Source organism: Oerskovia sp. Root918 (assembly GCF_001428945.1).
GTDB classification, from domain to species: domain Bacteria; phylum Actinomycetota; class Actinomycetes; order Actinomycetales; family Cellulomonadaceae; genus Oerskovia; species Oerskovia enterophila.
The window spans coordinates 22,504-36,231 of the sequence record NZ_LMJG01000013.1 but is presented as its reverse complement, the minus strand read 5'-3'; the positions used below and the strand labels follow the sequence as shown (position 1 = coordinate 36,231).

10 protein-coding genes are annotated in these 13,728 nt (G+C 71.9%); 7 read left to right on the top strand and 3 right to left on the bottom strand.

The window, feature by feature from the left end:
• Window positions 1-92: 92 nt before the first annotated feature.
• Window positions 93-1,226, bottom strand: coding sequence for a glutamate--cysteine ligase (locus ASE27_RS11345; protein ID WP_056650125.1), 1,134 nt, complete (start codon window positions 1,224-1,226; stop codon window positions 93-95).
• Window positions 1,227-1,771: 545 nt separating this feature from the next.
• Here ASE27_RS11345 and pflB point away from each other — a divergent pair.
• Both pflB and pflA read left to right on the top strand, forming a co-directional pair.
• On the top strand, window positions 1,772-4,054 hold the full coding sequence (gene pflB, locus ASE27_RS11340) for a formate C-acetyltransferase (RefSeq protein WP_056650122.1): 2,283 nt from the start codon (window positions 1,772-1,774) through the stop codon (window positions 4,052-4,054).
• A gap of 20 nt (window positions 4,055-4,074) precedes the next feature.
• Complete coding sequence (gene pflA / locus ASE27_RS11335) at window positions 4,075-5,085, top strand: pyruvate formate-lyase-activating protein (RefSeq protein WP_082608851.1); 1,011 nt, start codon at window positions 4,075-4,077, stop codon at window positions 5,083-5,085.
• 60 nt (window positions 5,086-5,145) lie between these two features.
• Here the strand turns inward: pflA and ASE27_RS11330 are convergent, their stop codons facing one another.
• Window positions 5,146-6,129: an alpha/beta fold hydrolase gene (locus ASE27_RS11330; RefSeq protein WP_056651287.1), complete on the bottom strand. Its 984-nt coding sequence runs from the start codon at window positions 6,127-6,129 to the stop codon at window positions 5,146-5,148.
• Between the two features lie 136 nt (window positions 6,130-6,265).
• Here ASE27_RS11330 and ASE27_RS11325 point away from each other — a divergent pair, with 136 nt between their 5' ends.
• The 5 genes from ASE27_RS11325 (at window position 6,266) to ASE27_RS11305 (ending at window position 11,191) form a co-directional block, all read left to right on the top strand.
• Complete coding sequence (locus ASE27_RS11325) at window positions 6,266-6,709, top strand: RidA family protein (RefSeq protein ID WP_056650119.1); 444 nt, start codon at window positions 6,266-6,268, stop codon at window positions 6,707-6,709.
• 37 nt (window positions 6,710-6,746) lie between these two features.
• Window positions 6,747-7,496, top strand: a complete 750-nt coding sequence (locus ASE27_RS11320; RefSeq protein WP_056650116.1) for a PIG-L deacetylase family protein — start codon at window positions 6,747-6,749, stop codon at window positions 7,494-7,496.
• A 110-nt stretch (window positions 7,497-7,606) separates the two neighbouring features.
• Window positions 7,607-9,124 (top strand): MFS transporter, encoded by a 1,518-nt coding sequence (locus ASE27_RS11315; protein ID WP_056650112.1) that lies wholly within the window; start codon window positions 7,607-7,609, stop codon window positions 9,122-9,124.
• A gap of 151 nt (window positions 9,125-9,275) precedes the next feature.
• Window positions 9,276-10,748, top strand: a complete 1,473-nt coding sequence (locus ASE27_RS11310; RefSeq protein WP_056650110.1) for an APC family permease — start codon at window positions 9,276-9,278, stop codon at window positions 10,746-10,748.
• Window positions 10,745-11,191, top strand: a complete 447-nt coding sequence (locus ASE27_RS11305; RefSeq protein ID WP_056650105.1) for a hypothetical protein — start codon at window positions 10,745-10,747, stop codon at window positions 11,189-11,191. The genes ASE27_RS11310 and ASE27_RS11305 overlap by 4 nt, the downstream gene beginning before the upstream one ends.
• Before the next feature lie 3 nt (window positions 11,192-11,194).
• On the opposite strand, the gene ASE27_RS11300 is transcribed toward ASE27_RS11305, so the two are convergent.
• Window positions 11,195-13,486, bottom strand: a complete 2,292-nt coding sequence (locus ASE27_RS11300) for a DEAD/DEAH box helicase (protein WP_082608849.1) — start codon at window positions 13,484-13,486, stop codon at window positions 11,195-11,197.
• Window positions 13,487-13,728: the final 242 nt, after the last annotated feature.

Sequence of the window (13,728 nt, the reverse complement as noted above, 5' to 3'; positions counted from 1 at the left end):
CGGGGCACGGACCGCGCGATCCGTGCCCCGTCCTGCGTCCTGGGTCGGCTCGACTCGCCCCCGGACCGGGCAGGGCAGGGCCCGTCCGGGACTCAGGCGAGCGTCGCCTCCGCGGCACGCTCGATCACGGTGCGCGGGTCACCCGACGTGGCGAACCATGCGCGCTGCCGTGCGGCGCCCCCGCCCGTCGACCACAGCCGCCCGAGGAGCTCGGTCACGGCGTCGAGGTCGCCCGCGTCGACGAGCGCCTCGCGCACGTGCGCGACGAGCTGCCCCACGACGTCGTGCGCGGTCGCGGGCTTCCAGGTGAGCGGCGAGACCAGGTCGCCGGAGATCCCCGACCGGCCTGCACGCCACGACGCCGTGCGCAGGAGCTCGGGATGGAGCATGGGCGCGGCCGCGCCCGCCGCGGCCTCGCGAGCGGCGGTCTCCACCAGCCCGCGGGCCAGGGCCGCGAGCAGGGTCGCGGTGTCGGCGTCGAGGCACACGTCCGCGACGCGGATCTCGACGGTCGGGTAGGACGCCGAGAGCCGGGCGTCGAAGTAGATCATCGCGGTGTCGAGGATGGTCCCGGTGCCGACCAGTGCGTCGACCGTGGCGCGGTACGCCTCGGGCGTGCCGAACGAGGGCGCGGGGCCCGCCGTCGGCCACCGTGACCACACCTGGGAGCGGAAGCTTGCGTACCCGCTGTCCTCGCCCTGCCAGTAGGGCGAGTTGGCGCTCAGCGCGAGGAGCGGGGCGAGCCAGGGGCCGATCCGGTCGAGGACCGCGACCCCCTCGGTGTCCGAGGAGACCGCGACGTGGACGTGGCAGCCGCCCGTGAGCTGCTCGCGGGCCGTGAGGCCGAACGCGGCGCGCGCCTCGAGGTAGCGGAGCTTCCCGACGGTCGTCGGGGACACGGGCACGGGTGAGGTGCCGAGCGCGACGATGCGCGCGTCGCGCTGCTCGGCGGCCTTGTTGGCCCGGATGCGCCCGTCGCGGATCTCCTGGGCCAGCTCGGACAGGTCCGCGCAGGGGTGCGTGCCGGTCTCGAGCTGCTCCTCCATGAGCTCGAGCTCGAGGTCGCCCCCGGGGGCGTTGCCGGCCTGGTCCGGGCGCGAGCCGCCCGACGCCCCGAGCCCGGCCTCGGTGGGCCGGCTCGTGCCGGCTGCTTCGATGACCTCGGCCGCGACGGCGCTCGGGACGCCGTCCGGTCCGACGAGGAGGAACTCCTCCTCCACTCCCATGGTTCGCATCGAGGAAGTCTCACACGTGGCGGGGGCCGCTCGCACGCAGGGGGCCCGACGGCGGCGCGCGCCCCGGGCGAGAGGGCGGCGGTCCGGGGCGGGGGAGGTTGCGGGCGCCGACGCCGAGAATGGTCGGTGCGGAAATGCCGGGCCGTTGTTCGCTGGGTATCGTGGATGCTCCTGGCAAGGCGGGAGAAAAAAGCAACCCGGACGCATTCCGCAAGGGACTTTGGTCCCGAGTAGTCACTCGTCGAACGCCCAAGGAAGGGTCATGTGAAGACTGTCACAAGCGGGAATGCTCGGCCCTGCGGAGGTGTTCCAGTAGCCAGAAAGGTTGCAATCTCGCGGTTCTGCCGAGCGTGGCTCAACATCCGACGGTTCACCCTGTGAGCCAGGTGACAGCGTCTTGACCACCCCCGGACCCTCTCGGGGTCGTAGCCTGAAAGGGCGAAGGAGAACGGCAGGACGGCACGGATTTCCCGCGTCGACCAAGGTCTTTACCCCCGCCGCGCAGGCTGCGCGGCGTGGACGTCGAGGAGAGTGATATGACCAGCATTTCCGAGGCTCGCAGCACCACTGGCGGCCAGGACGACGCGACCGTCCCCGCTTGGGCCGGCTTCACCGCGGGTCCCTGGCAGGACACGGTCGACGTGCGCGACTTCATCCAGCGCAACTACACCCCGTACGAGGGTGACGACTCCTTCCTCGCCGGACCCACGGAGCGCACCACAGGCATCTGGGCCAAGCTCTCCGAGATGTTCCCCGCCGAGCGCGAGAAGGGCATCTACGACGTCGACCCCCACACGCCCGCGGGCATCACGGCCCACGCGCCCGGGTACATCGACAAGGACGCCGAGGTCATCGTCGGCCTCCAGACCGACGCCCCGCTCAAGCGCGCGATCATGCCGAACGGCGGATGGCGCATGGTCGAGGGCGCCCTGGAGACCTACGGCTACCCGGTCGACCAGGAGCTCAAGAAGGTCTTCAGCGAGTACCGCAAGACCCACAACCAGGGCGTCTTCGACGTCTACCCGCCCAACGTCCGCGCCGCACGCAGCTCGCACATCATCACGGGCCTGCCCGACGCCTACGGCCGTGGCCGCATCATCGGTGACTACCGCCGCGTCGCGCTCTACGGCGTCGACCAGCTCGTCGCCGCCAAGAAGCTCGACAAGCTGGACCTCGACACCCAGCCGTTCAGCGAGAAGGTCGTGCGCGAGCGCGAGGAGCACGCGGAGCAGATCCGCGCCCTCGGCGAGCTCAAGCAGATGGCCGCCTCGTACGGCTACGACATCTCGGGCCCGGCGACCAACGCCCGCGAGGCCGTGCAGTGGCTCTACTTCGGCTACCTCGCCGCGGTCAAGGAGCAGAACGGCGCCGCGATGTCGCTGGGCCGCACCTCGACCTTCCTCGACGTGTACCTCGAGCGCGACCTGGCGAACGGTGTCATCACCGAGGAGCAGGCGCAGGAGATCATCGACGACTTCGTCATCAAGCTGCGGATCGTGCGCTTCCTGCGCACCCCCGAGTACGACTCCCTGTTCTCGGGCGACCCGACGTGGGTCACCGAGACCATCGGCGGCATGGGCGACGACGGTCGGCCGCTCGTCACCAAGAACTCGTTCCGCTTCCTGCAGACGCTGTACAACCTGGGCCCGGCTCCCGAGCCCAACATGACCGTGTTCTGGAGCCCGCGCCTGCCGCAGGGGTTCAAGGACTTCTGCGCCAAGGTCTCGATCGACACCTCGGCCGTCCAGTACGAGTCGGACGAGCAGATCCGTCCGGCCTGGGGTGACGACGCCGCGATCGCGTGCTGCGTCTCGCCCATGGCGGTCGGCAAGCAGATGCAGTTCTTCGGTGCCCGCGTGAACCTGGCCAAGACCCTCCTCTACGCCATCAACGGTGGCAAGGACGAGGTCACGGGCAAGCAGGTCTCGCCGGTCGTGGCTCCCGTGCCCGAGGGCCAGCCCCTCGACTACGACGACGTCCGCGCCCGCTTCGACAAGACCATGGACTGGCTGGCCGAGACCTACGTCGAGGCGCTCAACTGCATCCACTGGTCGCACGACAAGTACGCGTACGAGCGGCTCGAGATGGCGCTCCACGACAAGGAGGTCCTGCGGACGATGGCCTGCGGCATCGCCGGTCTCGCGGTCGCGGCGGACTCCCTGTCGGCCATCAAGTACGCCAAGGTCACGCCCGTGTTCGACGAGCGAGGCATCGTCGTGGACTACGAGACCGAGGGCGAGTACCCGGCGTACGGCAACGACGACGACCGCGTCGACGCGATCGCGGTCGAGCTCGTCGAGTCGTTCATGGCGAAGATCCGCTCGCACAAGATGTACCGCGACGCGCTGCCGACGCAGTCGGTCCTGACCATCACGTCGAACGTCGTGTACGGCAAGGCCACGGGCAACACGCCCGACGGTCGTCGTGCGGGCGAGCCGTTCTCCCCGGGCGCCAACCCGATGAACGGCCGCGACACGCACGGCATGCTCGCCTCGGCCCTGTCCGTCGCGAAGCTGCCGTACAACGAGGCGCAGGACGGCATCTCGCTGACCAACACGGTCGTCCCGAGCGGCCTGGGCCGCACCCGGGAGGAGCAGGTCGCGAACCTCGCGGGTCTGCTCGACGCGTCGGTCGGTGGCGACGGCTACCACATGAACGTCAACGTGCTGGTGAAGGAGACTCTCGAGGACGCCATGGAGCACCCCGAGAACTACCCTCAGCTCACGATCCGTGTCTCCGGGTACGCCGTGAACTTCGTGCGGCTCACCCGCGAGCAGCAGCTCGACGTCCTCTCGCGGACCTTCCACGGCGCTCTCTGAGCGCAGATCGGCGGAACATCATGACGACTCTCTCGACGCCCGCAGCCGGCCAGGTGCCCGCGCGTGCCGCCGCCCGCTACGGGGTCGACGGGGTCGCCTCGGCTCCGCTGCCGTGGCGGACCTCCGGTGACGCCCTGGGCCACGACAGTGACCTGGACGCGCCGGAGGCCCCCCGCCGCCGGACGGGGGCCGGGGTCTCCGGCCTCTCGACGGCCGAGGACCTCGACCGGCACGACAAGCTCGCGATGATGCGCTCGGGCGAGCTGGGCTCGGTCCACTCGTGGGAGCTCGTGACCGCGGTGGACGGGCCGGGCACGCGCCTGACGGTCTTCCTCAACGGGTGCCCGCTGCGGTGCCTGTACTGCCACAACCCCGACACGCTGCAGATGAAGGACGGCGAGCCGGTCACGGCCGACGAGCTGCTGGCGCGCGTCAAGCGGTACCTGCCGGTCTTCCGTGCCACCAAGGGCGGTCTGACGCTCTCGGGCGGCGAGGTGCTCATGCAGCCCGCGTTCGCCGCGCGCATCCTGGCGGGCGCCAAGGAGATGGGCGTGCACACCACCCTCGACACCTCGGGCTTCCTCGGGGCGAACCTGAGCGACGAGATGCTCGCGAACACCGACCTGGTGCTCCTGGACGTCAAGTCGGGCGACCCCGCGACCTACGAGAAGGTCACGGGCCGTGCGCTCGAGCCCACCCTGACGTTCGGGCGACGGCTCGCCGAGTCGGGCCTGCCCGGCGGGGTCACGGCCGACCACCCGGTCGAGGTCTGGATCCGCTACGTGCTGGTCCCGGGCCTGACCGACCAGGCCGAGCACGTCGACGTCGTCGCGGACTACGCGGCCTCGCTCAACGAGATCCGGCCCGGCACGGTCACGCGCGTCGAGGTCCTGCCCTTCCACCAGATGGGCCGGGACAAGTGGGAGACGCTCGGGCGCGAGTACGAGCTCACCGACACCCCGGCTCCCGACGTCGAGCTGGTCGACCGCGTGCGCGACCAGTTCCGGGCGAAGGGCCTCACGGTCTACTGACCGTCCCGCCCCCGAGACGTGGCCTGCGGCCCCTGGATCCTGTGATCCGGGGGCCGTTTCTCATGCCCCGGTGAGCACCGAGGTCAGCCACGGTCCCAGCACGGGCAGCACGGCGTCCGGCTGCATGGCACGGGTGTGGTCGAGCCCGTCGAGCAGCTCCACGTCCCAGCCCGCGGCGCGCAGCTCGGCGGCGTGCGCTGCGAGCGCGCCACCGATGCTCACGTGCACCCCGCCCCACCTCTCGCCGTACTCGATCTCGTCGGCCGTCCCCGCGAACGCGAGGCGCGGGCACGTCACGCGGTCCAGCGCGCCTCGGTCGTCGAAGGTGTCGAGGGCCTCGTAGAGCGTCACGAACTGGCGTGTCTGCTCCTCGCCGAGCGTCATGTCGAAGCTCTCCCAGTCGAAGTCCTCGGGGTCCGCCGCCGCGTCGCCCCCGGCGCCGGGAGAGGCGTCCGTCGACTGCGCGCGCTCCTCCTGCCCGACGGCGTCGCTCGTCTCGAGCGGCGCCGTCGGGCCGTCCGTGGGCGCGGTAGGCGTCGCCGCGGGGGACGCTGACGTCATGCCGTGCGTCGCGCGCGTGACCGCGAGCATGCCCGCGTACGGGCCCTCGAGCGGCGGGAAGCCGCCCATGGCCAGAGCGGTCAGACGGTCCGTGCGCAGCGCGAGCTGGAGGCCGCTCAGGGCGAGCCACGAGTAGCCGTAGTACGCGAAGGTCTCGACGCCCGCGGCGTCGGCGATCGCGAGCAGGTCTGCCGTGACGTTCTCCGGGGTCAGCGTGCCCGCCGCCGGGTGGGACATGCGGTGGCCCTCGTAGTCGGCGGCGACCACGCGGAACGTGGGGGACAGGGCGTCGATCAGCGTCCGCCCGAGCGCAGGGTCGACGCCCCACGTCCGGAGCTCGTCCGCCGAGGGCCCCGTGGCCGGGACGGGGTTGACCGGGAGCAGGACCGCCGGGCCGGTGCCGGTGACCTCGACCGTGAGGGTGCTGCCGTCGTGGAGGGTCGCGGTGGTCTGGGAGGTGGGTGTGCTCGGTTCGAGCGGCATGGCGAGGTCCTTCCGACGCTGCGCGAGGTGGACGTCCACGCTATCGCGGACGCCGGGCCGCCGGCCCGAAATGCCTGGATCCCCGGCGGCAGATGGTCGAGGATCGGGGGACACCCGTCGACCCCGAGGAGAACCCGTGCCTGCTGTCCCCGCCGCCCCGTCCAGCGCTGAGCCGTCGACCCCCGCCGCGCGACTCGTGCGCAGCCCCCGCCTGTCCGACGTCGCCGAGTACGCCTACGCCGCGGTCGTCCCGTCGGGCGTGCGGCTCGTCTACGCCGCAGGCGCGTGCCCGCTCGACGACGACGGCGCGACCGTGGGGGTCGGTGACGTCCGGGCACAGGCCGCCCGGTCCATGGCGAACCTGCGGATCTCGCTCGAGGACGCGGGCGCGACCTTCGCGGACCTCGTCAAGACGACCGTGTACGTCGCCTCGACCTCCCAGGACGACCTCGTGGCCGCGTGGGAGGTCGTGCGCGACGCGCTCGCCCCGCACGACCCGCCGAGCACGCTGCTCGGCGTCGCTGCGCTCGGCTACGACGACCAGCTCGTCGAGGTCGAGGCCGTCGCGGCGGTCCGCTGACCTGCCGGCCCGGGCGCCCGGGCATACCGTGGGAAGCATGGACCACCCACCGCAGGCGCCCCTGACCCCGCTGACCGAGGACTGGACGCGGGCGCTCGCGGTCGTCGCCCATCCCGACGACATGGAGTTCGGGGCAGCCGCCGCGGTCGCGCGCTGGACCGGGCAGGGCAAGACCGTCGTCTACACCATGGTCACGAGCGGCGAGGCCGGGATCGACGGGCTGGCCCCCGACGAGGCGCGCGTGGTGCGCGAGGCCGAGCAGGTGGCGTCGGCCGCGATCGTCGGCGTCGACGAGGTCGAGTTCCTGGGCCTGCCCGACGGCGTGCTCGAGTACGGTCTGCCGCTGCGGTCGGCCGTCGCGGCGGCGGTCCGGCGGCACCGCCCCGAGGTCGTGATCACGGGCAACTACCGCGAGACCTTCCCGGGCGGGATGCTCAACCAGGCCGACCACATCGCGACCGGTCGCGCCGTCGTCGACGCCGTGCGAGACGCCGGGAACCGGTGGGTCTTCCACGACCAGGTCGAGGCGGGCCTGGAGCCGTGGGGAGGCGTGCGGCAGGTCTGGGCCGCCGGATCGCCCGACGCGGCCCACGGCGTGGACGTGACCGGGACGTTCGACGCGGGCGTCGCCTCGCTCCGGGCGCACGCCGCGTACATCGCCGGCCTCGGGTGGGAGCACTTCGACCCGGCCGAGTTCCTCGCGACCATGAGCCGGGCGGGCGGGGCCCGCATGGGCGTCGAGCACGCCACGGCGTTCGAGGTGCTGAAGATGGGCTGGGACGACTAGCGCCGCACCGTGCCCCGCCGGGTCGCGCGTTCGACAGGAGCGCCGCGATCATCTGCCCTACCGTGTGTGAGGGGTACCCGCCCCGAGCCGGTCACGGGAAGGGCAGTGCGATGAGCGACGCTGCGAAGGTTGGTGGGCAGGTCGGTGCCAGGACGGGCGGGGTGCTCGCGGCCACGTGCATCTCGACCCTGGTGGTGAACGCGAACACGTCGGCCGTCAGCATCCTGCTCCCGGCGATCTCCGAGGACACCGGGATGTCCGTGACCACGCTGCAGTGGGCCGTGACGGGCTACTCGCTCGTCGGGGCGGCGGTCATCGTCACCTCGGGCTCGTTGGGCGACGTGTTCGGCCGTCGGAGGGTCTTCCAGCTCGGGTTGCTGCTGTTCGTCGCGTCCTGCGTGATGATCGCGCTCGCCGACTCCGGGGGAATGGTCATCGCAGGACGTGTGATCCAGGGCGCGGCAGGGGCGACCATCCTCGCGTGCGGGCTCAGTCTGCTCTCGGTCGCGAACGCGGGCGACGCCCAGCTCCGGGCCGTCTCGCTGTGGGGCGCTGCGGCCGCCGTGGGGGCCGCAGCCGGTCCGTTGGTCGGCGGCGTGCTCGTCGACGTCACGGGGTGGCAGGGGCTGTTCTGGATCGACGCCGGGATCGCGGTGCTCTGCATGGTCCTCACGGCGCTGACGGTCGCCGAGTCGAGGGACCCGGACCGGCCGAGGACGATCGACTACGCGGGCACGGTGCTCATCGCGCTGACGCTGACCCCGCTCATCCTGGGAGTGACCAAGAGCGGCGACTGGGGCTGGTTCTCGGTGGCCACGCTGGGGTGCTTCGCGATCTCTGTCGGGGCGGCCGTCGCGTTCGTCGTCGTCGAGGGGCGGGTGGCCGTCCCGCTCGTTGACCTCGCGCTGCTGCGCAACCGCGTGCTCGTGGGTTCGACCATCGCGATCCTCATCGGGGCGGGCACGATCAACGGCCTGATGTACCTCCTGAGCCTGTACTTCCAGGACCCCGCCACCTTGGGCTTCAGCCCGCTCCAGGCGGGGCTCGCGACGCTCCCGGCGACCGTGGGGCTCGTGGTGATCGCCCCGCTCGTGCCGCGGCTCGCGGCGAAGATCGGCGGACGGCAGACGATCGGGCTCGGGTTCGCCCTGACCACGGCCGGCTTCGTGCTCGTGGGCTTCGTCGACGCGTCGTGGCTCTACCCCGCATTCCTGCTGCCGTTGGTCGCGATCGCGGTCGGCATGGGCCTGTCCAACGGCCCTGCGTCGGCAGCGGCCACGGCGGCGGTGCCCGAGAACCAGGTGGGAGGAGCGTCCGGGATCTCCAACATGGCCCGGTACGTCGGCGCAGCGGTCGCGACGGCGCTGGCAGCCACCATCTACGGCAACGTGATCGCGTCCCGGACCGCTGCCGGGGCCGTGCAGGGTGATGCCCTGGCCTCGGGGTTGGCGGCCGCCGCGTGGATGATGGCGATCTTCAGCTTCCTCGGCGTGCTCATGGCGGTCGTGATCGGTCGCCACCGCGCGGCGAAGGGGACGCTCGACGACGCCGCCGCGGCGGCCGCGGCGGTCTCCTTCACGTTGCCCACCTCGGCGACCGCGGGACGAACCGGGTCGGACCGGGACTGAACGGTCGTGTCGGCTCCTCGTCGGCGACTGCGGTTCACGCGATGTGAATGAGGTGTGAAGGGTTCGCCCGGCTGCACACTCGAACAAAGGCCTGACCGACGGAGTCGACGGAGGCAGTCATGACCACGCACGCCCCCCTTCAGGAAGCGCGATGAGCGCCGCGGACGTCCCCGCGGACGTACCCGTCGACGGTGCGGCGGCGGTCCCGGCCGCCCGAGCCCGCGCGACGAACACCCAGTGGATCTCGTGGGTCGCGCTGGCGATGATGACGACCAGCTCGGTCGCCAGCCTCCGCGCGGCGCCGACGATGGCCGTCTACGGCCTGGCCTGCGTGTTCCTCTACCTTCTGCCCGCGGTCGTCTTCCTGCTGCCGACCTCGCTGGTCTCCGCCGAGCTCGCCTCGGGCTGGACCGGTGGTATCTACAAGTGGGTCTCCGAGGGCATCTCCAAGCCGATGGGCTTCCTCGCGGTGTGGTGCCAGTTCGCGATGACGATCTTCTACTACCCGAGCCTGCTCGGGTTCGTCGCGAGCACGCTCGCCTACGTCATCAACCCCGCCCTCGCGAGCAGCGGGGTGTGGACGGCCGCGGTGATCATCGTCGTGTACTGGTCCGGCGTCTGGGTCTCCTCGCGCGGCACCAAGGGGGTTGCCGGTCTCGCGAGCGGCGGGCTCATCATCGGGACCCTGATCCCGGGGGTCGTCCTGGTGACCCTCGGTGTCGTCTTCCTCGGTCAGGGGAACGAGTCCGCGGCGCCCATGACCGCCGACAACCTGCTGCCGGCCTGGGCGGGGCTCTCGAGCCTCGTCCTCATCGTCAACAACTTCCTGTCCTACTCCGGGATGGAGATGAACGCGGTCCACGTGTCGTCGCTGAAGAACCCCGGGAAGCAGTTCCCGAAGTCGATGTTCCTCGCGATGGGCATGGTGCTCGCGATCTTCATCCTTCCCGCGCTGGCGATCAGCTGGATCGTGCCGGCCGAGGAGCTCTCGCTCACGGCCGGCGTGATGCAGGCCTTCGACGCGGTGTTCGCGAACTTCGGGTGGCAGTGGCTGACCCCGATCGTCGGGATCATGCTGGTCACGGCGTCGCTCGGTGGCATGCTCACCTGGCTGGCCGGTCCCTCCAAGGGCCTGCTGCTCATCTCCCGACAAGAGGGGTACCTCCCACCGTTCCTGCAGCGGCTCAACAAGAACGGTGTCCAGCAGAACATCCTGGTGGTCCAGGGGATCGTGACCACCGTGATCGGCCTCGCCTACGCGTTGATCCCCGACGTCTCGAGCGCCTACTGGATCTTCTCGGTCATCACGACGCAGGTGTACCTGATCATGTACCTGCTGATGTTCGTGGCCGCGATCAAGCTGCGTCGCAAGCAGCCCGACCACCCGCGAGGGTTCCGGGCCCCGATGCTCGTCAGCATGTGCGGAGTCGGCTTCGCGGCCTCCCTGGCGGCCCTGCTGGTGGGGTTCATCCCGCCGTCGCAGTTCTCCTCCGGTAGCCCGCTGGTCTACTTCCTCATCGTGGGCGGCGGGGCCCTGGGCCTGGGCCTGTTCGTGCCGTTCCTGTTCTACCGGTTCCGCAAGCCGTCCTGGAAGCAGGCCGAGTCGACGGAGGTGGCCTCGTGAGCACACCGGTGGAGAACCAGCCGCGACACGAACGCCGGTGGATCTACATCGGCGCGTGCGTGATCCTCGTCGCCATGGGCGTGTGGGCGGTACTCGCCTTCAGCGTCGTCCGGGAGACGGCACGGGCGCAGGACAAGGCCGACGAGCTGATCGCCGCGCTCGAGGACGCCGGCGCACGCACCCCTGACAAGGATCAGATCGTGCGCGTCCTCGGCGAGGACGGCGGCGCGACCTGCGCGAACCCGAACGAGGCGCTCAGCCGGGCGACGCTGCTCGCGCAGCTGGCCAACGGGGCCACCGGTCCCGGGGCCAGGCCGGTCATCGCCGACAGCCGCGTGGTCCAGGGGCAGCTGCTCATCATCGAGATCTACTGCCCCGAGGAGCTGGACGAGTTCCAGGCGTTCGTCGACGACCTCAAGACCGACGCGGTGACAGGGACCTGACCGTCAGACGTCGTTGCTGCCCTCGCCCCACGGCGCGTCGGCCGGCGCGTCCTGCACGTCGTGGTCCAGCACCACGCCGTCCACGAGCCCTCTGGCCACCGTCGCCCCGGCGGCGGCTGCCACGACCGGCTCCCCGCCCAGCCAGCGCGCCTGCTCGGCCGCGACGATCGTCTGCGCGAGCCGTGCCTCCGACACGTCGACCGCGCCGGGCAGCGCGTCGGCCAGGACGCTGCGTCGCGCGTAGGCGTCGAACAGCCGGGCCTTGGTCCCGAGGATCTCGACCATGCGCTCGTCGACCGTGTCGGCGACCAGGAGCCGGTGGACCTGCACGGTGCGCACCTGACCCATGCGGTGGGCGCGTGCGACGGCCTGGGCCTCGGTCGTGGGCTTGACCTGCGGCTCGCACAGGATGACGACGGACGCCGCCTGGAGGTTGACGCCGACCCCGCCCACGTCGATCTGGCTCACGAGCGCCCGGGGCGCGGGCGAGGCCGTGAAGTCGTCGAGGATCGTCTGGCGGGCGCTCGCCCCCACGGACCCCGTGAGCGGTCCGGCGGCGAGGTCGCCCAGCGCGCGCACCACGAGGTCGACGACGTCGCGGAAGTACGTGAACACGACGACCTTGCGGCCGTTCCCCGTGGCCTCCTCGACGAGCTCGACGAGCCGGCGCACCTTGGCCGAGTCCTCGGGGTGGTCGACGGCGTACGCGGCCCGGCGCATGGCCATGAAGCTGCCCTCGCGCACCGCGTCGCGGTAGGCGGCGCCGTCGGCCGGACCGAACGACTCCCACTCCTCGACCTGCAGCAGCTCGGGCAGCTCCTCGAGCACGTCCTCCTGGTTGCGCCGGAGGTAGACGGGGGCCACGGCGAGCCGGAACCGCTCGGCCCCCGCGGCCCCGTGCGCGGCGCTGACCTGCTCGGCGACGTCGGGCTGGAGGTAGGCCACGAGGCGTCGGAACTCCTCGACGCGGTTCTCCATGACCGTGCCGGTCAGGAACAGCACGCGCTCGGTCCGCCCGGCCCAGGCGGCCACGGCCTGCGACCTCTTGGCCCCGGGGTTCTTGACGTAGTGCGCCTCGTCGACCACGAGCATCGCGGGCGCGGGCAGGTCGAGCGGCAGGAGCCCGACCTGCTCGAACGTCGTCACGGCCACGCCGCCCTCGCGCGCCCACTGCGCGGCCTCCTCGGCACGCTCGGGGCCGTGGACGTCGAGCGAGCGCAGAGTGCTGTGCCGCCCCACCTCGCGCACCCAGCTCGTCATGACGCTCGCGGGGCACACCACGAGGAAGTGCGTCGCCCCGCCCGCGGCGAGGTGCGCCATCGCGGCGATGGCCTGCACGGTCTTGCCGAGCCCCATCTCGTCGCCCAGGATCGTGCGCCGCTGGGCGAGGGCGTAGCGTGCCCCGAAAACCTGGTACCCGCGCAGGGACGCGGTCAGGAGGGACTGGTCGAGCGGCTGCTCGTTCACACGGGCCAGGAGCTCGGGCGGCAGGTGGCCCTCGGTGGCCTCGAGGTCGCGCCCGATGTCCACGACGTCGTCGAGCAGCGCGTAGTACGTCGCCGAGCGTGCCCGGAAGTCCGTCCACGCCTCGAAGGCGTCGACGGGCTCGGCCTGGAGGGCGCCGACGCGCCCTGCGGCCGCGACGGCCCCGGACTGCTCGGCGTCCCGGGTGAGCCGCGCAAGGTCGCGCACGGCGTCCGCTGCCCGACGGCGCCGCGCGGGCAGCGAGAAGAAGGACCGGACCGCGCGGGTCGCCTCCTGGGCCGCGGCTCGGTGCTCCGTGTGCCCCTCGAGGAAGGTGACGATCACCTGCCGGTGGACCGTGGCGGCCGCGCGCGCGGCGTCGAGCCCAGCGAGGGCCTGGACGAGTCCGGTCGTGAACGGGTCGCCCGGGGCGTCGTCGATCCGGAACCGCAGGGTCTCCTGGACGGCCTGCGCGATCTGCGCCGCGGTCGCGAGGCAGTGCGTCGCGGTCTGCGGCCCGATCCCGGGGAGCCGTTCGAGCCCGGCGGGTCCCGCACGGAGCACGTCGCCCACGGTCGTGACGCCACCGTCGACCAGGCGGCCCACGCGCAGCCGCTCACCGCTGACCTCGCGCAGCCGCTCGACCCTGATCGCCGAGAGCTCGCCCAGGACCTTGTCCTGCTGGCTCGACCCGAACGCGGTGCGCACGTGCTCGCGGAACCGGGCCGGCGCCCCCGCGAGTCCCGAGAGCAGCGCCGCGACCTCGTCGGCGAGCGCGACGACCTCCCGTGCCTGCTCGGGCGTCGGGCGGGGAGCGTCGGGCGCGGTCATCGGGCGGGAACTCCTGGGGGACGTCGGCGGGGAGCACGGACTCTCGACGAGGATCGGCGGTCGCGGTGCCACGGATCGAGAGGCTCCGTGACGCTATCACCGGCTGTCTGTGCACCGGGGCGCTCGCGGTCCTTGCTGGGCTTCGGCCGGCTCGGTCTCGGCGACGACGACGGCACGACCTTGCGCGCGAGGGGCGGGTGAGGTCTCGGGGAGACCTGACCCGACGGTGGCGGTGTCCGGGC

Bases quoted from the DNA above. Each gene is read 5' to 3' on its own strand.
- ASE27_RS11345 (WP_056650125.1), bottom strand. From the start codon at position 1,226: ATGGGAGTGGAGGAGGAGTTCCTCCTCGTCGGACCGGACGGCGTCCCG.
- pflB (WP_056650122.1), top strand. From the start codon at position 1,772: ATGACCAGCATTTCCGAGGCTCGCAGCACCACTGGCGGCCAGGACGAC.
- pflA (WP_082608851.1), top strand. From the start codon at position 4,075: ATGACGACTCTCTCGACGCCCGCAGCCGGCCAGGTGCCCGCGCGTGCC.
- ASE27_RS11330 (WP_056651287.1), bottom strand. From the start codon at position 6,129: ATGCCGCTCGAACCGAGCACACCCACCTCCCAGACCACCGCGACCCTC.
- ASE27_RS11320 (WP_056650116.1), top strand. From the start codon at position 6,747: ATGGACCACCCACCGCAGGCGCCCCTGACCCCGCTGACCGAGGACTGG.
- ASE27_RS11315 (WP_056650112.1), top strand. From the start codon at position 7,607: ATGAGCGACGCTGCGAAGGTTGGTGGGCAGGTCGGTGCCAGGACGGGC.
- ASE27_RS11310 (WP_056650110.1), top strand. From the start codon at position 9,276: ATGAGCGCCGCGGACGTCCCCGCGGACGTACCCGTCGACGGTGCGGCG.
- ASE27_RS11300 (WP_082608849.1), bottom strand. From the start codon at position 13,486: ATGACCGCGCCCGACGCTCCCCGCCCGACGCCCGAGCAGGCACGGGAG.